The 24,432-nt window shown below is 29.6% G+C and carries 26 protein-coding genes; 1 reads left to right on the forward strand and 25 read right to left on the reverse strand.

Going from position 1 to position 24,432, the window contains the following annotated elements; all coding sequences use genetic code 11:
• Positions 1–5: 5 nt before the first annotated feature.
• From dprA to HUU89_RS02695, 16 genes are all read right to left on the reverse strand, one after another.
• Entirely contained in the window at positions 6–758 is a 753-nt protein-coding gene (gene dprA, locus HUU89_RS02620; RefSeq protein ID WP_107029456.1) for a DNA-processing protein DprA, read from the reverse strand.
• A gap of 67 nt (positions 759–825) precedes the next feature.
• On the reverse strand, positions 826–1,455 hold the full coding sequence (locus HUU89_RS02625) for a ribonuclease HII (protein ID WP_032090099.1): 630 nt from the start codon (positions 1,453–1,455) through the stop codon (positions 826–828).
• A complete protein-coding gene (gene ylqF / locus HUU89_RS02630) occupies positions 1,448–2,305 on the reverse strand; it encodes a ribosome biogenesis GTPase YlqF (protein ID WP_032090100.1) in 858 nt (285 codons plus the stop codon). Before ylqF ends, HUU89_RS02625 begins: the two co-directional genes overlap by 8 nt.
• A 1-nt stretch (position 2,306) precedes the next feature.
• Positions 2,307–2,852: a signal peptidase I gene (gene lepB, locus HUU89_RS02635; RefSeq protein ID WP_227391646.1), complete on the reverse strand. Its 546-nt coding sequence runs from the start codon at positions 2,850–2,852 to the stop codon at positions 2,307–2,309.
• A gap of 82 nt (positions 2,853–2,934) precedes the next feature.
• A complete protein-coding gene (rplS, locus tag HUU89_RS02640; protein ID WP_022001515.1) occupies positions 2,935–3,285 on the reverse strand; it encodes a 50S ribosomal protein L19 in 351 nt (116 codons plus the stop codon).
• 105 nt (positions 3,286–3,390) lie between these two features.
• Positions 3,391–4,110 carry a tRNA (guanosine(37)-N1)-methyltransferase TrmD gene (gene trmD, locus HUU89_RS02645; protein WP_022001514.1) on the reverse strand — a complete coding sequence of 240 codons (720 nt, stop codon included), beginning with the start codon at positions 4,108–4,110 and terminating at the stop codon, positions 3,391–3,393.
• Positions 4,100–4,600 carry a ribosome maturation factor RimM gene (gene rimM, locus HUU89_RS02650; RefSeq protein WP_147580241.1) on the reverse strand — a complete coding sequence of 167 codons (501 nt, stop codon included), beginning with the start codon at positions 4,598–4,600 and terminating at the stop codon, positions 4,100–4,102. Before rimM ends, trmD begins: the two co-directional genes overlap by 11 nt.
• A 35-nt stretch (positions 4,601–4,635) precedes the next feature.
• Complete coding sequence (locus tag HUU89_RS02655) at positions 4,636–4,884, reverse strand: KH domain-containing protein (protein ID WP_022001512.1); 249 nt, start codon at positions 4,882–4,884, stop codon at positions 4,636–4,638.
• 2 nt (positions 4,885–4,886) lie between these two features.
• Positions 4,887–5,159, reverse strand: coding sequence for a 30S ribosomal protein S16 (gene rpsP, locus HUU89_RS02660; RefSeq protein WP_022001511.1), 273 nt, complete (start codon positions 5,157–5,159; stop codon positions 4,887–4,889).
• An 86-nt stretch (positions 5,160–5,245) separates the two neighbouring features.
• Positions 5,246–6,634, reverse strand: coding sequence for a signal recognition particle protein (ffh, locus tag HUU89_RS02665; protein WP_032090102.1), 1,389 nt, complete (start codon positions 6,632–6,634; stop codon positions 5,246–5,248).
• 9 nt (positions 6,635–6,643) lie between these two features.
• Entirely contained in the window at positions 6,644–6,973 is a 330-nt protein-coding gene (gene ylxM / locus HUU89_RS02670; protein ID WP_022001509.1) for a YlxM family DNA-binding protein, read from the reverse strand.
• Entirely contained in the window at positions 6,973–7,959 is a 987-nt protein-coding gene (ftsY, locus tag HUU89_RS02675; protein ID WP_032090103.1) for a signal recognition particle-docking protein FtsY, read from the reverse strand. The genes ylxM and ftsY overlap by 1 nt, the downstream gene beginning before the upstream one ends.
• Positions 7,960–10,920 (reverse strand): chromosome segregation protein SMC, encoded by a 2,961-nt coding sequence (locus tag HUU89_RS02680; RefSeq protein WP_175300920.1) that lies wholly within the window; start codon positions 10,918–10,920, stop codon positions 7,960–7,962.
• A gap of 17 nt (positions 10,921–10,937) precedes the next feature.
• Positions 10,938–11,510, reverse strand: a complete 573-nt coding sequence (locus HUU89_RS02685) for a xanthine phosphoribosyltransferase (RefSeq protein ID WP_032090105.1) — start codon at positions 11,508–11,510, stop codon at positions 10,938–10,940.
• Between the two features lie 10 nt (positions 11,511–11,520).
• The gene (locus HUU89_RS02690) at positions 11,521–12,894 is read right to left on the reverse strand and encodes an ATP-binding protein (protein WP_175300921.1); all 1,374 of its coding nucleotides are present in this window, start codon (positions 12,892–12,894) and stop codon (positions 11,521–11,523) included.
• Positions 12,895–13,566 carry a response regulator transcription factor gene (locus HUU89_RS02695; protein ID WP_032090107.1) on the reverse strand — a complete coding sequence of 224 codons (672 nt, stop codon included), beginning with the start codon at positions 13,564–13,566 and terminating at the stop codon, positions 12,895–12,897.
• A gap of 149 nt (positions 13,567–13,715) precedes the next feature.
• Here HUU89_RS02695 and HUU89_RS02700 point away from each other — a divergent pair, with 149 nt between their 5' ends.
• A complete protein-coding gene (locus HUU89_RS02700) occupies positions 13,716–14,969 on the forward strand; it encodes an aminotransferase class I/II-fold pyridoxal phosphate-dependent enzyme (protein WP_175300922.1) in 1,254 nt (417 codons plus the stop codon).
• Between the two features lie 39 nt (positions 14,970–15,008).
• Here the strand turns inward: HUU89_RS02700 and HUU89_RS02705 are convergent, their stop codons facing one another.
• The 9 genes from HUU89_RS02705 to HUU89_RS02745 all read right to left on the reverse strand — a co-directional run bounded on the left by HUU89_RS02705 (position 15,009) and on the right by HUU89_RS02745 (position 24,407).
• Positions 15,009–15,755 carry an SDR family NAD(P)-dependent oxidoreductase gene (locus tag HUU89_RS02705; protein WP_147580236.1) on the reverse strand — a complete coding sequence of 249 codons (747 nt, stop codon included), beginning with the start codon at positions 15,753–15,755 and terminating at the stop codon, positions 15,009–15,011.
• 17 nt (positions 15,756–15,772) lie between these two features.
• Positions 15,773–16,330 (reverse strand): elongation factor P, encoded by a 558-nt coding sequence (gene efp / locus HUU89_RS02710; protein WP_175300923.1) that lies wholly within the window; start codon positions 16,328–16,330, stop codon positions 15,773–15,775.
• 120 nt (positions 16,331–16,450) lie between these two features.
• Entirely contained in the window at positions 16,451–17,677 is a 1,227-nt protein-coding gene (gene pnuC / locus HUU89_RS02715) for a nicotinamide riboside transporter PnuC (protein ID WP_175300924.1), read from the reverse strand.
• Between the two features lie 139 nt (positions 17,678–17,816).
• Positions 17,817–19,466, reverse strand: coding sequence for a CPBP family intramembrane glutamic endopeptidase (locus tag HUU89_RS02720; RefSeq protein ID WP_175300925.1), 1,650 nt, complete (start codon positions 19,464–19,466; stop codon positions 17,817–17,819).
• The gene (locus tag HUU89_RS02725; protein ID WP_119363424.1) at positions 19,459–20,391 is read right to left on the reverse strand and encodes a DHH family phosphoesterase; all 933 of its coding nucleotides are present in this window, start codon (positions 20,389–20,391) and stop codon (positions 19,459–19,461) included. Before HUU89_RS02725 ends, HUU89_RS02720 begins: the two co-directional genes overlap by 8 nt.
• 61 nt (positions 20,392–20,452) lie before the next feature.
• Positions 20,453–21,652: an acetate/propionate family kinase gene (locus HUU89_RS02730; protein ID WP_022001497.1), complete on the reverse strand. Its 1,200-nt coding sequence runs from the start codon at positions 21,650–21,652 to the stop codon at positions 20,453–20,455.
• A gap of 149 nt (positions 21,653–21,801) precedes the next feature.
• Complete coding sequence (locus tag HUU89_RS02735) at positions 21,802–22,014, reverse strand: alpha/beta-type small acid-soluble spore protein (protein WP_022001496.1); 213 nt, start codon at positions 22,012–22,014, stop codon at positions 21,802–21,804.
• Positions 22,015–22,073: 59 nt separating this feature from the next.
• Positions 22,074–23,270, reverse strand: coding sequence for a tRNA uracil 4-sulfurtransferase ThiI (thiI, locus tag HUU89_RS02740; protein WP_119363426.1), 1,197 nt, complete (start codon positions 23,268–23,270; stop codon positions 22,074–22,076).
• 3 nt (positions 23,271–23,273) lie between these two features.
• Positions 23,274–24,407: a cysteine desulfurase family protein gene (locus HUU89_RS02745; protein ID WP_175300926.1), complete on the reverse strand. Its 1,134-nt coding sequence runs from the start codon at positions 24,405–24,407 to the stop codon at positions 23,274–23,276.
• Between the last annotated feature and the right edge of the window lie 25 nt (positions 24,408–24,432).

Below are 24,432 nucleotides of genomic sequence, written 5' to 3' on the forward strand. Positions count from 1 at the left end.
TTTCATTAATCTTCAATAATATCATTTACAGTCAATACTAACTTGGCCCCTTGTTGAATCAATAAATTACACCCCATTGGATCCCCAATTCTTGATGGAATACAATAGATATCTTTTCCTTGATCTAATGCATATCCTACAGTAATCATTGTTCCTGAACGTTTTTCAGCTTCTGTAACAACTACAGATTCACTTAAGCCAGCAATTAACCGATTCCTACTTGGAAAATCCTTAGCCTGTGGTACATAATCACCAGGTTTTTCACTAATAATAAGATGATTACTTTTTAATTGAGCATATAAATCTTGATTTCTTTTTGGATAACAATAATTAATTCCACTTCCCAATACTGCAACTGTTTTCCCTTTGTTTTTTAATGCACTTCTATGAGCGAGAGTATCAATTCCTAATGCCATACCACTTACAATCGTATATTCATTTTTTACTAAATCACATACAATTTTATCCGTAATATTTGATCCATATTCACTAGGAACACGTTTACCAATAACACCTATGCATTTACCATTTAAAATATTCAAATTTCCATGATAAAACAATACAAATGGTGGACAAGATATTTCTTTTAAAGCATCTGGATAATCACTTGAAATAATCGTTGTATATTTTGAATTTACTTTGGCAACTGCTTCCCTCCTTTCTTCTTGAGAAACTTTCTCTTTTGCTTGCAATGCTTTTAAAATACTTTGAAAATCACCTTGATACTTCAAAGCAAAAAATAGTAAGATTTCTTCCATATTTATCACCTCACTATTTATATAGACATTTAATTTTGTTTTTTCTTCTTTTTTTATAAAAAAAGAACTAAATATCTAAATTTAAAGATATTTGTTCTTTCATTACTTCTTGTACTGGTTTAAAAGATTTCCTATGAATAGGGCATGGACCATATTTACTAAGTGCCTCTTTATGTGCCTTGGTTACATAGCCCTTATGTTTTTCAAAACCATATTGTGGATATTTTTTTGCATAATCTATCATCAAATGATCTCTTGTTACCTTAGCTAATATACTTGCTGCTGCAATAGACATAGAAAGGGTATCTCCTTTAATAATAGATAAATGTTCAATATCATGTAAAGGCATCGCATCTGTTAAAGCAAACATTTTTTCTCTCTTTAAAATTTGACAACATTTTTCCATTCCTTTTTGACTTGCGCTATATACATTTAATTGATCAACATCTTCAACAGAAATAACTTCAATGTGATAGGCTAATGCATTTTCTATAATTATTTGATACATCGCCTCTCTTTTTTTTGCTGTTAATTGTTTTGAATCAAAAATACGTTCATCATAAAATCCTTTAGGAAAAATGACTCCTGCAACAACTAATTCGCCAGCCATTGGTCCTCTTCCAGCTTCATCAAGACCAATAATATAATCATAACCTAAATCATAATATCTATTTTCATATTCTAATAAATTACTCATTTGGAAGCTCCCATGTTATTTTTGTAATAACACCATCAAATAAATCAGTAAAAAACATATCCATGACACGCTCATAATCAGTAATCCCTCTTACTGGTTTTATTTTTTTATTAAATGCGATATCATCATAACATTTTTCAACCCAATCACTTTGTAAATCAACAGCTATTTGATAACGATTTTCTAAAGTTCCAGGGTAATTTTTAACTAAATATTCAACTGCATAAATAAATAAATCTTCCCTTGGTAATATTTGCTGTTTAATAGAGCCAATAAGAGCAATATTTCTAGCAATATCCTCACTTTCGAATTTAGGCCATAAAACACCCGGTGTATCAAATAATTCAAAATCTTTATCTACCTTAATAATTTGTTGAGCTTTCGTTACACCTGGTTTATTCCCCGTAACAGTTGCTTTTCTTTTTGCTAAGCGATTGATGAAAGTAGATTTTCCAACATTAGGAATACCTAAAACCATTGCTCGCATTGCACGAGGTTTTAATCCCTTCTTTGCTTCTCGTGCCATTTTATCTTTCAAAATTTCTTTGCAAACTTGTATGATCTTTTTATATTCATTAAATTGCTTAAGATTAACACTTATAGCATAATAACCTTTACTTTTGTAAAAATCTATCCATTTTTGTGTTAGTTTATCATCTGCTAAATCTTCTTTTGTCATTACAATTAATCTTGGCTTATTATTAACAACACTATTAAATAATGGATTTTTACTTGAATATGGAGCTCTAGCATCCACCAATTCAACAACAATATCTATTAATTTTATTTTATCAGCGATTTCTCTTTTTGCCTTAGCCATATGGCCAGGAAACCATTGTATTTGTGCCATATTAGTTCATTCCTTTCATATGATTAAAAGGAAATAGTATAATTCCTTTTTTTGATAAAACATCTTCAATTTTAAAACATCCTAATTCTCTTGAATCAAGTGAATTTACTCTATTATCACCTAAAACGAAAATTTCATTTTCACCAACTGAAATTTCAAAATCATCAGTAAAATAAGAAATATTATATCGACTCTTTACATCTTTTATATGTGATTTATTAAGATAATTTTCTTTAATATACTTTCCATTAACATACAAACAATCATTTTTGTAAACAATTTTTTCTCCAGGTAACCCTATAACTCTTTTAATAATTACATTGTCTAATTGTTTACAGTCTATTGTGACAATATCAAATCTTTTAATTTGTTTTGAATTCAAATCAAGCCGAGACATAAAGGCAAGATCTCCGTCATGTAATGTTGGATACATTGAAGAACCATCAACTTTGACCGGCATAATTATGCCTTTAAAAACAAAAACAATTGCTAAACAAACAACAATAAATTCTAATATTGCCATCATTGTTTTTTTACTATATTTCATAGACATCACCTATCTTTATCTTATAGACGTGTTCTATTATACAACAATTAATGGTAGAAAAAAAGAAATGGTTACCCATTTCTTATTTTCTAATTTCTTTGATTCTAGCAGCTTTACCAGATAAACCACGTAAGTAATTTAATTTAGCTCTACGTACTTTACCAACTTTAGCAACTTCGATTCTATCGATGATTGGTGAATGAACTGGGAAAGTTCTTTCTACACCAACTTGGTAAGAAATTTTTCTAACTGTGAAAGTTTCAGCAATTCCTTTACCTTGTCTTGCGATACAAACCCCTTCAAATAATTGGATACGGTATTTATTACCTTCTTTAATTTTTACATAAACTTTTAAAGTGTCTCCAGCTTTGAAAACAGGGATATCAGATTTTAATTGTTTTTTAGTAATTTGTTCTACTAATGTTAAATTCATCTTTCTTCTCCTTTTCATTTATAGTCTTGTATGTTCATTCGATTAACCAGCGGAACATATGCAGTCACATTGACCTATGCTATTATAACATCGTTCAAAAAAATATCAACTCTTTTTTTTAATTTTTGTCAACATATTTGCCGATTCTTCATCAAATTCATAATTTTCTAATAAATCTGGTCTCTTTAAATAGGTTTTCTTTAGAGATTGGTATTTTCTCCATTTACGAATATTTTCATGATGACCAGAGACCAATACGTCAGGCACTCTATTTCCATCATATTCTATTGGTCTTGTATATTGTGGGTATTCTAATAATCCATCTGCAAATGAATCATCTTCATGGCTTTCTTGACGAATAGCTCCTTCAAGTAATCTTATTACCGCATCACAAGTAACCATACTTCCTAGTTCACCACCAGTTAGTACATAATCACCAATAGACAATTCTAAATCAACATAATCACGAATTCTTTCATCAAATCCTTCATAATGTCCACAAATAATAATAAGATGCTTTTCTAATGAAAGCTTTTGTGCTACTTGATGCTTTAAAGTAATCCCTTGAGGAGACATTAAAATAACAAGTGAATCATCCGTTGTTAATGTTTTTAAGCAATCAATGATTGGCTGACACATCAACACCATTCCCTGTCCTCCTCCATAAGGATAATCATCTACATGTTTATGCTTATCTTGAGTGAATTCTCTAAAATTATGAATCTTAATATCAACAACTTCTTTATCTATAGCTCTTTTGATAATTGAGGTATTTAAAAAGCCTTCAAACATTTCTGGAAATAATGATAAAATATCAATCTTCATCATACATTCCCTTAATCAAATGAACAAATATTTTTTTATTTTCAATATCTTCATTTTCAATAAATGCATCAACATATGGAATAGCAATCTTTTTATTTGCTGTTTGTACAGTTAAAACATCATGTGCACCATTAAAATAAACAGATTCTACTTTTCCAATTTCTTGATCATTATTAATGATCTGACAACCAATTAAATCATCGTAAAAATATTCATCATCATCTAATTCAACATCTTCTTTTAAACCATAAACATTATAACCAACATATTTTTCTACTAGATTAATATCTTGTAATCCCTCAAAACTGATTAAATAATTTCCTTTATGAACTCTTACAGTTTTGATGATAAAAGGGTCTACAATTTCATTTAAGTAAAGCTTATGTCCCACAACAAATCTTTGATCATTGAAATCACTAAAAGAACGTATTTTAAGTTCTCCTTTAAGTGCATGCGTTCCAACAATTTTTCCAATTTTTAATTTTTCCATATAACCTCCAAAAAAAATAGATGTGTAAAACACATCTATTCATATGATTCGAATTTAATATCTAATTTTTTATCAGAAAGACGTCCTGCAACAGACATTAATTGACGAATAGAATTAGCCATAACACCTTTACGACCGATTAATTTTGCAATGTCATTTTTTGCTGAATAAACATGTAAAACAACAACATTCTCATCTAAAGAAGGCATTTGCCTTACTTCTAAATGTTCTTTATCCTCAACTAATTCAATCGCTATATCTTTTAGTGTTTTTACATAATCCATAATTATTTACCTTGTTTTGAATCAGCAAATTTTTTCATGATACCTTGTTTAGATAATAAGTTTCTAACTGTATCAGATGGTTGAGCACCATTGTTTAACCATTTTAAGATTTCTTCTTCTTTTAAGTTAACTTGAGCTGGATTAGTACATGGATTATATGTACCTAATAATTCAATAAATCTACCATCTCTTGGTGATCTTGAATCAGCTGCTACGATTCTATAGAAAGGTCTTTTTTTAGCACCCATTCTTGTCATTCTTAATTTTACTGCCATTTATATTTCCTCCTTGTTTTCTTATTGCTTGTATAATTTAACATAGATAGAAACAGGTGTCAAGCATTTTTGCTTGACACCTTTCATTATTTTTTCTTTTTCTTTTTATGACGTACTTTTTTACGATTTGGACCACCTACAAAGTGACCTCCTCCCATTTTTGGAAGTCCTGTTGCCATATCCATATTTGACATTTGTTTCATCATTTGTTTAGATTGTTCAAATTGTTTTAATAATCTATTAATAGCTGCTAAATCTTTACCACATCCTTTAGCAATACGTTGTTTTCTAGATAATGTAATAATACTTGGATCACGACGTTCTTCTAAAGTCATAGAATAAATAATAGACTCTGTTTCTTTCATTCTCTTATCTGTTGTTTCATCGTTTAAATTAGGCATAGATGGCATACCAGGAATCATTTTCAAAATTCCTGAAAGTGGACCTAACTTCTTTAATTGATGCATTTGATCAAGCATATCATCCAATCCAAAACGTCCAGATTGCATTTTTTTCATAGCTTTCATTGTTTCTTTTTCATCATAGACATCTTGAACTTTTTCAACTAAAGAGACTACATCACCCATTCCTAAGATACGATCTGCCATACGATCTGGGTAGAATAAATCAATAGCATCTAATTTTTCACCTGTACCAATAAATTTAATTGGAACATGCGTAATATGTCTAATAGAAAGTGCTCCCCCACCACGAGAATCACCATCTAATTTAGTAAGCACAGCTCCTGTAATACTTAATTTTTCATTAAATGAAGCAGCTACATTGACAATATCCTGACCTGTCAATGAATCTACAACAAGTAAAATTTCATCAGGTTTTGCAATTTCTTTAACATTTGCTAGTTCTTGCATTAAAGGTTCATCAATGTGCAAACGTCCTGCCGTATCAATAATAATAACATCATTATTATTTAAAGCCGCATAATTCATAGCACCTTTAACAATATTTTCAGCACTTTCAGATGTTCCTTTTTCATAAACAGGCACATCTAATTGCTTTCCTAATGTTACCAATTGATCAACGGCTGCTGGACGATAAATATCTCCTGCAACCAATAATGGTTTTTTAGCATATTTTGTCTTAATTAATTTAGCAATTTTCCCAGAAGTTGTTGTTTTCCCAGAACCTTGTAACCCTACCATCATAATAACTGTTGGTTTTTTACTAAAATCAACTTCTGAAACCTCATCACCTAATAAATGTACTAATTCATCGTGTACAATTTTAACTAAAACTTGCCCAGGTTTTAATGAACCTACGACATCTGCACCAATTGCTTTTTCTTTTGTTGATGCAATGAACTCTTTTACAACTTGATAGTTGACATCAGCTTCAAGTAAAGCAAGTCGAATTTCTGTCAACATCTCTTCCATATTACTTTCAGTCAACTGACCTTGTCCAGATACCTTTTTTAAAGTTGACTGCAATCTTTCAGATAACGAATCAAACGCCATATATACCTCCTATAAATCTCTTAACATTTGTAAATGTTCATCAATATTTTTATGTTCTTCTTTTATATCTTTTTCTAAATCATCTATAATTTCAAGTCTTTTTTGATGTTTTTCTAATAAATTTAATTTTTCTTCATAATTTTCTAAATGTAAACAAGCTTTTTTTAAATTGTCAAAAACTGCATTTTTAGAAACATTTTTAATCAAAGATATCTCTGACAAAGACAAATCCTCATGATAATACAAATCTAAATACTCTCTTTGTTTTTCAGTTAATAAATCTTCATATAAATCCATCAAAAGATTTACTCTTTGCTTTTTTTCTAAACTATTTTCCATTATGCTTCCTCAACTAACCCTTTACATAATCCATAAATATATTGTTCTAAGTCAAATTCTTGTAAATCATCAACTTGTTCACCTAAACCAATAAATTTTACAGGAATATTTAATTGATCTTTAATAGATAAAACAATTCCACCTTTAGCAGTACCATCCATTTTTGTAAGAACAATCCCTGTAATATCAGTAATCTTAGAAAATTCAATAGCTTGTGAAACACCATTTTGTCCTGTTGTTGCATCTACAACAAGAAGTGTTTCATGTGGTCCTTCAGGAACAACACGCTTAATAATACGATTCATTTTTTCCAATTCGTTCATTAAATTCACTTTATTTTGTAAACGACCTGCTGTATCACAAATTAAAACATCCGCTCCTGTTTCTTTAGCTTTATTTAAAGCATCAAAAACAACGGCCGAAGGATCTCCTCCTTCTTTTCCTTTAACGATATCCACACCAACTCTTTCTGCCCAAACTGCCAACTGATCAATTGCTCCTGCTCTAAATGTATCACCCGCAGCAACAACGACTTTTTTACCTTCATCATGAACAATACGATGAGCAAGTTTCCCAATCGTTGTTGTTTTTCCAGCACCATTGACACCAACCATTAAAATAACAGTTAACCCTTCTGCTGCGTAATTGATTTTAGTTGACATAACACTTTCATTAGCATAAATAACAAACATTTTATCAACAATAATATCATTAATTTCTCTTGGATCAGTTATATTTCTGATTCTTACTTCTGTTTTAATTTCAGATACAATCTTCATGACCATCGAAACACCAACATCAGCCATAATTAAAATATTTTCTAATTCTTCAAAATACTCATCATTGATTTCTCTAAATCGGGCAGCTAATTCATTAATACGATCTGAAAATGTTTCAGAAGATTTATCTAAACCAACAACATATTTTTCATTTTGCTTAGTTGACTTTCCAACTAATTTTTCTTTTATTTGTGTAAAAAATCCCATCTAAATACCTCCCTTACGATTTTCATTAGAAAAATCTATTGCCTCTTCAAGTTTGACACTTACAAGTTTTGTAACACCTTTTTGTTGCATCGTCGCACCATATAACAAATCACATTCTTCCATCGTTCCCTCACGATGTGTTACTACAATAAATTGTGTTTGTTTAGAAAATTCTCTTAAGAATTTTGCAAATCTTTCAACATTAGCCATATCCAATGCTGCTTCAACTTCATCTAAGATACACATTGGCACAGGTCTTACTTTTAAAATAGCAAATAAACATGAAATTGCAATCAACGCTTTTTCTCCACCAGAAAATAATGTAATATTCGACACAGCTTTTCCTGGTGGTTGTACATCTATATCAATTCCCGTTTCTAAAATATTATCTGGATCAGTATATTTGATTTGTGCTCTTCCCCCACCAAATAATTCTCTAAAAACATTATTAAATTCTTTATTGATCTTTTCAAATGTTGTTGAAAATTTCTCAATCATAATTTGATCCATTTCATCAATTGCCTGTACTATTTTATCCTGAGCTTGTATTAAGTCAAGTCGTTGACTATTCATATTTTCGTAACGCGATGAAACTTCTTTATATTCTTCGATAGCATCAATATTAACATGACCAAGTGCTACTATTTCATTTCTAAGTGTAGCAACCTCTCCTCTAGCAAATTCAATATCTACTTCATCATGATAATTTTCACTTGCATACTCATAAGTCATGGAATATTCATTAGATAATCGACTTAAATAATTATTTAATGATCCTTCATATTTAGTAGATAAAATAGCTTTTTCATTAATTTGTCCTTGAATGTCTTTAAGCATCTTTCTTAAATCTTTCAATTTTGATTCTAATTGCTCATTTTCATTAACATAGGACATTCTTAATTCTCTTTTTGATTTTATTTTTTCTGTTAATTCATCTCGATGCTTGATGGCTTCATTTAATTGTAAAACAAGTTGATTATCAATTTTACCACTTTTAAACTCATCCAATTCAACGCTTTGATGCGATAAACTTTCATATTCACCTTTAGCAACTACAAGTTCTTCCTTTTTTCCTTGAACAACAACTTCTAACTTAGCATATGACATTTGTTTTTGTAGAAGTGTATGTGCCAATTCTTTAGCATCGTTTTCAAGTTTAAGTAATTCATTCTTTTCACGTACAAGTTTTTGTTCTAATTCATCCAATTTTTCTTTAACTTTTTCTAGTTCTCTTTTTTGAAGAATGGATGATTGTTGACGATTAACTGTTCCACCTGTAAGTGAACCTCCAACATTGACAATATTTCCATCCAAAGTAACAACTTTATATCGAGCATATGTTGCCTTTGATATTTCATAAGCATGATCAATATCATCAGCTAAAATAACATTTCCCAATTGATTCAAAATAACATTATCTATATTTTTAGAACTTGAAACAAAATCACTTAATACACCTAAATAACCTTCTAAAGCTGGACATAAAATAGCATGTTCTTCTCTTAAAGAACGTGGTTCCATATCCGCTAAAGGTAAAAAAGTAGCACGTCCTGCCTTATTATCTTTTAAAAACTTAATTGCTAATCTAGCTTGTAAATTATCTTTCGTAACAATAAATTGCAAAGCACTTCCTAAAGCAACAGAAACCGCTAAATCATACTTCGAATCATTTTCTAGTAAATCTCCAAAAACACCAATAATATCCGGATTATCATGAGCAAGTTCCATAATAGCCTTGACACCATGATGATAATTGGATTTATTTTCTACTAAATCCACTAATATTTCTTGTCTATTTTTATTTTTCGTAATTTCTTGATTAAGATTATTAATAGATTGATGTTTATGATTGATTTTGGATGTTAAAACCGTTTGTTCTTGAGATAAATCTTCAAGAGATTTTTCTGTTGTTTTTAATCGTTCAACACGGTCATTATATTCTTCAATCAAATCCGTCAAAATAGCTTTTAAGTTATCTAATTTCTTCTTTATATCACCACTGTTTTGAGACTGTAAAGCATGTTTTCTTTTTTGATCAACCTCTATTTTACTTGTTTCTAGTCTTGAAACTTCAGACATCGATTCTAATAATTGACTTTGTAGAGAGTTTATTTCATTATCTAAAACAAACATTTTCTTTTTTATCTCATCATCAGCACTTTCTTTCAATAAAATTTCTGCATCTAATGAACTGTGTCGTTCATTAAGGTCTTTTAATTGTAAAGATAGCGTATCTAGTTGATGTTTTAATTCCGAAACTTCATGAACAAGTACATTTACTTCGATTGAAGTAAGTTTTTCCTTCAACGTTAAAAATACTTCTGCTTTTTCTTTTTGTTTTTTTAATGGTGCTATTTGTTTTTCTAATTCATAAACAATATCTTTTATACGATTTAAATTATCCGTTGTTCTCTCTAATTTTCTAATAGCCTCAATTTTTCTTTTTTTATATTTAGAAACTCCTGCAGCTTCTTCAAAAATAACTCGTCTTTCTTCAGGACGACTATCAGCAAAATTAGAAATATTTCCTTGAGAAATAATAGAAAGCGAATCTCTTCCAAGTCCCGTATCTAAAAGCAGATCTGTAATATCTTTTAAACGACATTGTTGCCGATTTAAAAGATATTCAGCCTCATTTCCTTGTCGATAAAGACGTCTAGTAATTTCAACTTCATTATAGTCATAATTGAGCATATGATCACTATTATCAAATATTAAAGTAACTTCAGCTAAATTTTGTGCCCGACGATCTTGAGAACCAGCAAAAATAACATCTGCCATATTACTTCCACGTAAAGATTTTACAGATTGCTCACCCAATACCCATCTAACTGCATCCGAAATATTAGATTTTCCACATCCATTAGGCCCTACAATTCCTGTTATTCCCGGCTGAAATTCTATATTAACTTTATCTGCAAATGATTTAAATCCATGTAATTCTATTTTTTTTAAATACATAGATGCTCCTTTCTAGCCTATTTGAAAACTATTTTACCATTTTCAAACGATTCAATAATCGCAAGCGATTCTACTCTATAACCTAAATCAACTAATTTTTGATGTCCTTTTTGAAATCCTTTTTCAATAATAATACCGCATCCAACAATATGTGCTTTTGCTTGATTACACATATCGACTAATCCAAGCATTGCATTTCCATCAGCTAAGAAATCATCTACAAGTATCACATTTTCATTTTCATTTAAATATTTCTTTTTAACGCAAGCAATATATCTTGTTCCTTTAGTATATGAATATACTTCACTTGTATATAAATCATCATTAACTGTTTTAGATGTTCCTTTTTTAGCAAAAACAACAGGAATATCATTTAATTCATAGCTAAGTGCTAATCCCAGTGCAATTCCTGATGCTTCAATTGTTAAAATCTTATCGATTTTTTCCCCTGCAAATCTTCTTTTAATTTCTTTAGCAATTGATCTATAAGTTTTTGGATCAATTTGATGATTAATAAAACTATCTACTTTTAAAATATCTGGTTCAATAATTTCTCCATCACTTAAAATCTTTTCTTTTAATTCTAACATACTAATCCCCTTACCTTTTCAATCTTTCAATTAATTTTTGTTTTTCAATTGGCAGTCTTACAATAAAATTTGTACCCACATCTACTTGAGATAAAATATCTATCTTCCCATGATGTAAATCAACAATAGATTTTACAATTGCCAAGCCGAGTCCATTTCCTTCAACGTTTCTTGCTTTATCTTCTCTATAAAATCTTTCAAAAATATGAGAAACGACTTCTTTAGACATTCCAATACCCGTGTCTTCTATAGAAATTTCTATATCTTTAGAATTTTTTTTCATCGTAATTGTAATGAGTCCACCTTCATTTGTATACTTTATAGCATTTGAAATAATATTGGTCCAAACTTGTTCTAAACGTTGTTCGTCTCCTTCTATAAATATTTCTTTTTTAGGCATCTCAAAGACAATTTCTATATTTTTTTCCATTGCTTGATTTTCTTGAGTAGAAATAACTCGATTCATTTGTTCAACTAATGAATAATTTGTTAACTCTAATTCAATCTCTTCTCTATCAAGCAAGGTCAATTGTAACATATTTTTTGCTAGAGAAGATAATCTTTTACTATTATATAAAATAATATTCGCATATTTTACTCTTTGTTCTTTTGGCAAGTCTTCTTCTTTTAAAATATTGGCAAATCCTTGAATAGACGTCAATGGTGTTTGAAATTCATGAGAAATATCTGAAATAAACTTTTGCCTTGTTTCATCTTGTTTTGCAAGTTGCCTCGCCATTTGATTAAATCCTTGATTTAATTTAGAAATTTCATCTTGTCCAACATTATCAACACGAACATTATAATTCCCATTGCTCAGTTCTTTGATTGCATTTGTTAAACGTGTTAAAGGTTTAACAATAATATCGGCAATTACTAAAAAGACAATGCTTCCTGTTAAAAAAACACACCCCAAAATCAAAATTGCTGAATTAGCAATTGCACTTTTTTGACCACTGGTATCTTTTTGAACATAGATATAATACTCTTGCCCATTGATCATATTCTTTGTACCATACGCTAGCACTTCATTATGATGCTTAAAGGAAAGCTCATTGTTTGTACTTTTAAACATTGCCATCATCTGTTCAGGTGTTGGATTATATTTTTTGTTTCCATAAGCAACACAGCCTTCACTGCTTGAATAACATGTTATGGCCATTTCACTACTTTTTGCATATAAATCAATAATATCATCCCTATTTTCAATATTAATATTTGAAATCACTTTAGAAACATAATCATTTGTTGTAATCAAATCTTCTTCTACTGTGGATTCAATTTGTTGGTCATTTAATCTTAAAGATACAAAACCTGCTACTGAAAAGGAAGCTACGATTGTAATAAAAAAGCCAAAAATCAATTTTGAATAAATAGATTTCATCTACTCTACCTCAACTTTGTATCCTAATCCTCTAACTGTTACAACATTAAAACCTGGTAAATGCCCAATATTTTCTCTAATTCTTTTAATATGGACATCTACTGTACGATCAAACCCATCGTAATCCATACCCCAAATCTTTTCAATCAACTGTTCCCTTGAAAAAATTTGGTTAGGATGTTTAGCAAGTTCAAATAATAATTCAAATTGTTTTAGTGGCAAATGAATACATTCATCTTTATATCTGATTTCATATTTATCCCCATCCAATTCAACTTCATTTAAACGTACAATATGCGATGTATTAATATCATATCTTTTCATAATTGCTTTAACTCTAGCCATTAATTCATTAGGATCAAAAGGTTTAACAACATAGTCATCAACCCCTGAAGAAAAGCCACGTAACTTATCCTTGCTTTCCCCCTTGGCAGTAAGCATAATACAAGGAACATCTTTAAATTCTTTCATACTTTCAACAAGTTCAAAGCCATCCATTTTAGGCATCATGACATCGATAATTCCTAAATCAATATATTCATTTTCAAAAATGGTCAATGCTTCTTCACCATTGGCCGCTTCAATCACTTCATAGCCTTCTTTATTTAAATAAAATTTAAGCAACTCTCTAATATCTTGTTCATCATCAACAACTAAAATCCTTGGTTTCATCTTATACACCTCAATTCAATTCAAAATTATATCATAAAACAATAAAATAATACAATCTACTGGGATTTACTTTCTAAGAAGTTTGTCGATAAAGATACACAAAAAAAATATTTATTGTATAATATATCAGGATTAAAGGAGATGTAAAAATGATATTAGAAAAAATAGACCAAGATTTATTAGCTTTAGCTAAACAATCAGATAATGATTTAAAAGACATTTATGCCCAAGTAGATGAACTTTGCCTTGTTAATTCAAATAAAGTTTTATCTGCTTTTATAGAAAATCAAGTTTCTTATAGTGATTTTACCGATATTAATGGTTATGGTAACTATGATGAAGGAAGAGATAAACTAGAAAGAATTTTTGCTTCTATTTTAGGATGTGAAGATGCTTTAGTAAGACCTCAAATCATGTCAGGAACAAATGCATTATATTTAACTCTTTCTGCTTTATTAAAACATGGTGATACCATGATTTCTATAAGTGGTGAACCTTATGATTCTTTACAAGAAATGATTGGTATAAGTGGTGATTCAAATCAATCATTAAAAGCCTATGGTGTAAATTACGAACAAATCGATTTAATTGATAATGAATTTGATGAAGAAAGTATTGTTGAAAGACTCCAACAAAAAAATGTAAAACTTGTTGAAATTCAACGCTCTCGTGGATATAGTCAACGTTTATCACTTACAATCGATAAAATAGAATCAATTATTCATAAAATTAGAGAAGTTAATCAAGAAGTCATCATTATGGTTGATAACTGTTATGGTGAACTTGTAGAAACAAAAGAACCTGGAGATGTTGGCGCTGACATTGTTGTAGGATCATTAATGAAAAACTTAGGTGGTGGAATTGCTCCAACAGGTGGTTATGTTGCCGGTAAAAAAGATTTAGTTTACGAAGTCGCACAAAGACTTACTGCCCCTGGTATTGGTAAAGACTTAGGCGCTAACTTTAATCTTAACAATGCTTTCTTTAAAGGTGTGTTCATGGCTCCTAATGCTGTAAAAAATGCTTTAAAAACAGCTATTTTTACTTCATACATGTTAGAAAAATTAGGATATGAACATGTATCACCACGTTATAACGAAAAAAGAACAGACCTTATCCAAACATTAGATTTACATAGTAAGGAAAAATTAGTGAATTTCACTCAAGGAATCCAATCATCAAGTCCAATTGATTCCTTTGTACGTGTTCTTCCTGCCCCAATGCCTGGTTATCCTTTTGATGAAGTTATGGCTAGTGGAAGTTTTACTCAAGGAAGTACTATTGAATTAAGTGCGGATGCCCCTGTAAAAGAACCTTATACTTTATATATGCAAGGTGGTTTATCAATCGAATATGGTAAGCTTTCTATTTTACTTGCCTTAACGCAAATGAAAAACAAATAAAAAAAAGACTCAACTGTTGAATCAACAATTGAGTCTTTTTTACATACTTCCTATTTGTCCACCATCAATTCGAATAATCGAATTATTGATAAAATTAGCTTCATCACTAATCAAAAACTTCACTAAATAAGCCACTTCTTCAGGTTTGCCATAGCGTTTAACCATAATTTTTTCTTGTTCTTCTTTTAAAAATTCTTCATCATAGCCATCAAGTTCATTTTCTGTACCAATAAATCCTGGAGCAATACAATTTACATGAATATAGGGTCCAAACTCAAACGCCAAATTGTGTGTTAAAGAAATAAGCGCCGCTTTAGAAGCATCATAATCAATACACATAGGATAATATGTATTCATGCCATTTGTCGAGGAAATATTGATAATACGTCCATAGTCTTGTTTAAGCATATGTGCTGAAACACTTTTACTACAATTATAAGCCCCCACAACATTAACATCTAAAGTCTTTCTAAACTCATCCGCCGTTTTTAAATGAAATAAATTAGATAAATCAATTCCTGCATTATTGATTAAAATATCAACACCACCTAATCGTTCATCAATTTCTTGAATCATTTTTTTAACTTGATCTTCTTTAGAAACATCTGCTTTTAAAGCCAAACAACGTACATGATATTGTTGAATAATATGTTCTTTTAAACATTCTGCTTCTTGATTTGACGTTAAATAATTAATAACAATATCATATTGATTCTTCGCTAACTCTAAAGCAATGGCTCTACCAATACCTTTGGCCCCACCTGTAATTAATACAACTTTACCCATGATAAAAAAGAGCTTTATTAAGCTCTTCCTGCGTATTTTCCATCAGCTGAAAAAACAACGATTTTTTCACCTTGTTCAATAAATTGAGGAACTCTAAGAGTTAAACCTGTTTCAGTTTTAGCGTCTTTTGTTTGGTTAGATGGTGCCCCTTTGATAGCTGGATCTGTTTCTACAATAGTTAATTCTACTTTTTCAGAAACAGAAACGTTTAATAATAATCCTTCAAAGAATACTAAATAAACTTCAGTTCCTTCGACAATAAAGTATTTATTATAACCAACTTGTTCTTCAGATAATTCATATGTATCATATGTTTCCATATCCATGAAGTAGAAAATATTATCTGCTTCATAAGAAAATTGAGCTGCTTTTTTAGAAATATTAGCTTGATCAAATTTAGTTGAAGCATTGAAGTTCTTTTCTTGAATAGCTCCTGTTTTCAAGTTTCTCATTTTAGTTTTTAAAATAGCTGCTCCTTTACCAGGTTTAACATGTTGGAAATCCAACACTTGGCAAGGATCACCATCAATAATTAAAGTTAATCCTGTTCTAAAATCTCCTGCACTAATTGCCATACACTATCTCTCCTATTAATAATTTTTTACACGTCCTATTGTAACAGTTTCAATCAACATTCTCAAGTACTCCTGAAAAACTCTTAGTACTTTGAAAATATTTTATTTTAAATTAATTTTTTAAAACAAAGATACTTTTTCTTTATTTTGATGTTCTTTGATATATCTACTCCATTTAATATATCCATAAGTTGTATTTGTAAAATAACCCAGTTTTAAAGGAAGTAAAACATATTGTCCTGACATTATGTTAATAACTGCTTCTAAAAATGCACATATATACCAAGCAATCCATTGTTCTCTTAATCTAAAGAAAATAAAGAGACCGTTGGCGATTCCAACTGCTGATGCACAAGCGTCAATATAAATAATAGCTGTTTCTAATGTTTTATTGTTATAAAAATCAGTAGCGATATCTAAACCACTAATAAAATAACCTACAACAACTGTCCAAACAATAATACCAATAATAACTAAAACTTCTTGATATCCTTTTAATTTTCTTACCATTGTAAGTTCATCTTCTTCTTCATCGCGATGTTTAGACCAGTTAATATAACTAATAATATCAATAGGTAACCAGAAAAATAAAGTTGTTGCCATTGTTGCAAAACGATACATTAAAACAACACAAGAAACAATTTCCACAATTTCTACCAAGACAGAAACCAAGAAATTATACCTTGATTGTTTAGATATCAGTAGTTCACATAAAATATTTAAGAATGTATCTAATAAATAAAGAATCATAATGATAATACCGTTTACACCATTGGCACTATCTTCTGGGAATAACACAGATAAAATCGTAGCTAACACCATAATTGAGATAAACCATGATTTTTCATATGTTGTAAATTGTTTAGAGAATAACATCATAATCGCAACAGATAACATTAAAATAAATGTTGCACTCGCTAAATTGAAAACAGATAATGTTTCTTCTGCCATCATTTCTTTATAAGTATGACTTGCTTCTTGACGACTTACATCTTTATGATCAAAATAAAGATTTTGTCCATTTTCTGTTTTGAATTCATATGCTTTGATTGAATTTTTATTTAATTTAACATAATCTTCATAATCATAAGATACCACAAGTTTTTGATCACCTTTTCGATAAATGACATCACAAACTTTGTTATCCGAATCATAATCTTCTTCATCTTTATCTCTATCCATCATGACAGATTGAACATATTGCAGATCTCCTACGTCTTTATGAATTTGCATCAAACCATAAAAAACTGAACCAATTGAAGTAAAAACAAGTAAACATAAAACAATTATTTCAAATGTTCTTAGTTTTTTATTAGATTCGATATTTTTTTTGAAAAATTGAATCATTATTTAAACCTCTCCCTTATCTTAAAATGCTTTATCATTATAATAAATATTTATAAAAAATACACTCTTTTTTTTCTATTTATTATAATTATTTCATAAAATTACAAAAAATAGGAATAACTCGTATTCCTATTTTAAATTATTTAGCTTTAAATTGACTAATAACCACACTTTGATGTTCATTCGAAATAAATTGAATTTCAACTTCATCGCCAGCTTGTACAAGCGGTAACGAATTAGAAAGGGACAGATCCGCAATATAAATATGATCATCACCCTCTAGTTTAAAATAATAGACACTATTGCCTTCTTTAACAGCACTATTAATTGAAGAAATTTTGCCAGTTAAAGTATTTTCTTCAAATTCTTCATGACTTTTACCATTTTGAGATAAAACCTCATAATAAGCTTTTTCAGCCTCAGATACACTACTTCCTGTTGCTACAATTTGATAATTTTTAACACTGACAAAAGCATACATCTTAACAAGATTACTACTATCTTTTAAAGAAAGGAAATAAGTAGGCTCTCCTCCTGCATTGACTAAAATTGGAAATGTTGCTTTATATTTTAAGTTTTGTACCTTTCCTTCTGCCGAAGACATTGCTGAATATTCTTCTGCTCCAGAAATATGATAATATTTGCCTTCTTTTGTACGTAAATTAATTAATGCAAATCCAACATTACTTGCATCTTTAGAAACACTTGTAAGACCTGTGTACAAATAAACATCATCATCAATAACAATATAATTATATCCATCTGTTGATTGTAACACACCTTTTTGTGAGAAAACAGAATTAATATAACCATGTGTATATTTTCCATAATTTTCTAACTGTTGAATAACTAACTCTGCTGGATAAACACGATCTACCCAATTAGGAATATCTTTAATATCATAATATTTATGCTTACCATCAATAGCATTTACTAAAACTGCTCCAACAATATCTTTTCCACCAAAAGGACCTATTTTATATTCAAATACAGGAGCAATCCAATAAGGAATACCTTCATCGTTAATTTCAAAAGCTAATTCTTCAAACATTTTCGTAGGATAATTCATCCTTAAATGACGATTAATATTTCTACCAAAATGTTCAGATTTTGAATATTTCATGCCTTCTTTCAATTCAACAACTTCAGACTCTTGACTTACCATATTCACTTTAACATAAGCTGGTAAGCCTTCTTTTCGATTTGTTATCCATTTAATTAAATCACTATATTCTAATGGTGTAACTCGATAAGGAGTATCTTGATAATTAATTTGTTCATAAGATTCATCTACTTCAAACTGTGAAACATAATCTATCATTTGTCCCATTTTTCGATCACCTAGTTTAATAGCACTTTCACGATCTACAACAGGAATTGATTGATAAGAAATCGTCTCATTATCTTTATAAAAATCAGCTTTTTTATTTAATTGTAATTGATTTTGATATGTTTTTGCATGAAAAATAGGCAAACTATATACCGAACCAACACCTATATAAACAAATAAGGCAACGACTACAAACATTAAATATTTAGATGTTTTATCAAATGTACCTAATAATATCGCATGTAAAATAACAAAGATAACAATTAAAAAAATCAAATGGAAAATAAATGTTTGAGATTGATAATGAATTGGTAGTAATAAAACATACTCTCCTATAATACCTAAAAGACAAACGACAATCAATGGAATTAAATAGCTCCATTTTTTAGTTGTTTGTATTTTAGATGAAGAAAAATGTCTTTTTATTTCATCAATGATACTTTGTATAAAATTATTCATTTATTCTCTCCTTGATATCATTTAATAATAAAGATAATTCATCTAAAGATAAAAGTGTTGCCCCCGAAGCAAACGCATGTCCGCCACCTCGATATTTATTCGCAATTTCATTAACAGGAATATGTCTCGATCTCATTGAAACACGCCAATTATGATCTTTTGTATTTTCTGTTATAGCTAACCATACTTTATATTCATCAACTGAACTTAATAAATTAACAAAATCAGAGCCTCTTTCTCTTGAAATATTTAAATGTTTTAAATCTTCATCTTTTAAAACATAGTAAGCAACACCCTCATCTTCAATATAATGATTTAGGATAAAAGCATTCACTTTTAAATCTTTCACATGCTTCATATACATTCTTTCATAAAGTGCTTGCATATCAAAATCATAATTATATAAATACATTGCCGCTTCAAAAGTACGCTCATCAGTAGCTGAATACATAAATCTATTTGTATCCCCTATAATTCCCATATAAAGAGCTGCAGCTCCAAAGCTTGAAAGTTTTACACGTTTATTTTTTAAAAACAAAGCCACTATTTGACTACATGAAGAAGCTGTACTATCTTCTAAATTTAAATTTCCATAAGAATCAACAACAATATGGTGATCAATTTTTATAATTTCTTTACATAAACTAATATCACCATCGATTCTTTCTTGATTAGCTGTATCTAAAACAATTCCTAAAGTTGGTTTTTCAAAATTCGGTTCATTGATTTCTCCATTAAATTGATATTTAGCCACTAAATCAGAAGAAAAATCACCTGCAAAATAGACTTCTTTATTTTCAAAAGTATTTTGAATTAAATCATACATTCCAAATTGACTCCCAAAAGCATCATAATCCGGATTAACATGACGATATAAACAAATACATTCATATTCTTCTATTTTATTTAAAATCTTTTCTATCATAATTTTCACCCTATTTTATAATAACATACCTTAGACAAAGAAAAAACCTGTTTGCACAGGTTTATAAATCTAACAAACGAACTGTATCTCTTGCAATCATGACTTCTTCATTTGTTGGAATGACCATCACTTTAATTTGAGAATACTGATGTGAAATCACACGATTTTCATCACTTCTAATGCTGTTGAGCTCTTCATCTAAGAAAACACCAAATGCTCTTGAGACATTGTCAATAATTAAACGTCTTAAATAAGCAGCGTTTTCACCAACTCCCGCTGTAAAGCAAATAGCGTCACAACCACCTAATTCAGCGTAATATTGTCCAATATATTTTGAAACAATACGTGCATATAATAAACCGGTTAATAAAGCACGTTCATTTCCTTCGTTAAATAAGGCATTTTCAATATCTCTAGAATCAGAAGAAATGCCTGAAATTCCTAACATTCCAGATTTTTTATTATAGATTTCTAAAACTTCATCTGCTGTTTTATTTAATTTTTTACATAAATAAGGCATAACTGAAGGATCAACATCTCCAGAACGTGTTCCCATCATTACACCTGCAAGTGGTGTAAATCCCATAGATGTATCAATACATTTACCATCTTGAACAGCTGAAACACTTGCTCCATTTCCTAAATGACAAACGATAATTCTTGATTCTTTAGGATTTCCTAACATTTCAATAGCTTGTTGAGAAACATATTTATGACTTGTCCCATGTGCTCCATATTTTCTTACTTTTAAATCTGTATAGTATTCAAGTGGTAAAGGATATAAATATCTTTCTTTATCTAATGTTTGATGGAATGCCGTATCAAAAACAAAAACATGTCCTACATGATCAGGCAAAGCTTCTTTAAATGCTTTATAACCAATGATATTTGCTGGATTATGTAAAGGAGCTAACTCTGCTAAATCTGCAACTTTTTTTACTGCTTCTTCGTCAACGACTACAGAATCATCAAAATCTTCTCCTCCATGTACAACACGATGTCCCACTGCATCTATTTCTTCCAAACTTTCAACAATATGATGATCAACAAGAGCATTTAATAATAAGTCAACTGCCACTTGATGATCAGGAATTGGTGTTTGTGTTTGTATTTTTTCTCCATTTACTTTAATTACAAAATTTCCAACTTCTTGTCCAATTCTTTCAACTAATCCCGAAGTGATAACTTCTTCACTTGGCATATTGATCAATTGGAATTTTAAAGAGGAACTTCCTGCGTTTACCGCCATTACTTTTACCATAATTTACCTCCTAGCAATATAACTATATTGTACATAATTTAGTACACAAAAACAATATTTCTAGTGAAATTATCAAAAAAATGTAAGCTCTTTCAACGCTCGTAAAAAAAGAATAGTCCTCTTTTATTAAGAAAACTATTCTCGTATTACTATTTGTTATTATATGAAGAACGAGACATTTGTTCTTGTCCCATTTTAACTAATCTTTTAGTAATTTCTCCACCAACAGAGCCATTCGCTCTAGCAGTTGTATCAGGACCTAAATTAACACCAAATTCATTTGCAATTTCATATTTCATTTGGTCGATCGCATTTTGAGCTCCAGGTACAACTAATCTATTGCTATTATTACTTTGTGCCATGTTGTGTCACCTCCTGACACTTTTATTTTGCATCAGGAATAAAAAACTATACGCTTTTTTTAAAAAATATCTTCATCATTTTTATAATTTGCATCAACAACAATTGTTTCAACATTTTCTACACATTCATTAACATATGTTTCATAATCAAAAGTTACTTCAAAAGCTTCAGCCTTATAACTTTTTGGTTTTGTAGCAGGTGCTTTAGGTGTGAAAATTGTACAACAATCTTCATGTGGTCTAATAGAAATATCATAAGTATCTATTTTTTGAGCAATATCAATAATTTCTAATTTATCAAGACATAACACAGGTCTTAATACCGGAATTGAAATAACTTGATTGATTACATTCATACTATCTAATGTTTGTGAAGCCACTTGTCCAATACTTTCACCGTTAACAAGTGCTAAACAATGATTTTTTATAGCAAGTTTTTCTCCAATACGATACATCATTCTACGCATAACTGTCATGGCATAACTTTCATCACAATGATCATAAACTGCAAGTTGTAATTTTGTAAAATTAACAACATGAACTGTAATTTGACCATGTGTATAATGTCTTAATTTATCTACTAAATCAAAAACTTTTTCTCTAGCAAATTCATTTGTGTATGGTGGCGCTGCAAAGTGAACACATTCAATATCGACACCACGTTTTAAAGTTAAGTATCCTGCTACAGGAGAATCAATTCCACCCGATAACATTAACAATGCCTTTCCACCAATACCAACAGGATATCCACCTGCACCTTTGATAATATTTGTCATAACGTAAATAGCGTCATGTCTAATCTCAACTGTAACCAACATTTCTGGATGATGAACATCTACTTTTAACTGTCTATCTACATGATGAAAAACATGTCCTGCAATTTCTCTATTAATGTCTTGTGACTTTTTAGGAAATGTTTTATCACTACGTTTTGTGTTGATTTTAAATGTTGTTTTAGTATCTTCGTTGATCATTTTAGCAATTGCATCTTTAACAACATCTAGATCTTTTTCAAATTTATAGGCATTTGAAAAAGAATGAATACCAAAAACTGTTTTTAATTTTTCATTGACTAACAAATGATTTGCACCATTTAGATAAATGTATAAACGATCATATTGTAATTGATATTGTAATTGTGGAAATTCAAAAAGAATTTCTTTTGTGTTTTTTAATAATTTTTGTGTAAATAATTTTCTATTTTTACCTTTTGTTGTAAGTTCTCCAAAACGAACGACAATATAATTTGCTTCCATATCTTACCTCTGTTTTTTTATTGAATCTAATACTTCTTTCAAACAATAAATAAATTTATCAATTTCTTCTTCTTTTGTCAAATCACTTATACTTACTCTCAAAGCACTTTTTGCAACTTCATCAGGCAAATGCAATTGTTGCATCACCCTAGAAACATCACTTGTTTTAGAACTACACGCACTTCTTGTAGAAATAAGAATATCTTTTTCCTCCAAAGCATGCAAAATAACTTCTGGTTTATAACCAATACATGAAAAATTAACAATATGACTTGACACTTTACCTCCAGTGTTAATAATAACATCTGGAATTGTCTGTAATTCTTTTATTAAATATTTACTTAATTTCGAAACATATTTTTCTTTTTGATCAAAATTTTCTAATGCTAATCTTAAAGTTTTAGCAAGAACAATATACGTACAAGCATTACTAGTTCCTCCACGTAAACCAAACTCTTGCTGTCCTCCATTAATAAGTGGTACTAAAGTAGTAGATTTTCTTTTAAAAAGCAATCCGCTCCCCTTTAAACCATTTATTTTATGTGCAGAAAACGATGCACAGTCGATACCTTTTAAATCTATCTTTATCTTACCTAAAGCTTGCACCATATCAACATGAAACTTAACAAGCGGATAATCTTGGAGTACATTTTTTATTTCCTCAATGGGTTGAATAGATCCAACTTCATTATTAATACACATGACACTCACTAAAATCGTATCATTTCGAATACTTTTCTTTAAATCATCAATTTGAATATGTCCCGTATGATCAACAGGTAAATAAGTTACTTCAAATCCAAATACTTCTTCTAATTCTTTACATGTTTCATACACTGAAGAATGTTCTATCGAAGTTGTGATAATATGTTTCCCTCTATTTTGATATTGAAAAGCAATTCCTTTAATAGCCATATTGTTTGCTTCACTTCCACAACTTGTAAAAATCATTTCTTCTTCATCAACATCTAACATTTTAGCAAGTAAACCTCTCGATTTTTCTAATAAGCGATTCACTTCAATTCCTTGGCTATAAATACTATCAGCATTATAAAAATATTTTTCTAACAATTGTGTATATGTTTTTAAAACATCCTTATTATAAGGTGTTGTCGCAGCATAATCTAGATATACCATATTTCCCTCCATATTTTATTTTTAT

This window comes from Faecalibacillus sp. H12 (assembly GCF_013361255.1).
GTDB lineage: Bacteria > Bacillota_I > Bacilli_A > Erysipelotrichales > Coprobacillaceae > Faecalibacillus > Faecalibacillus intestinalis.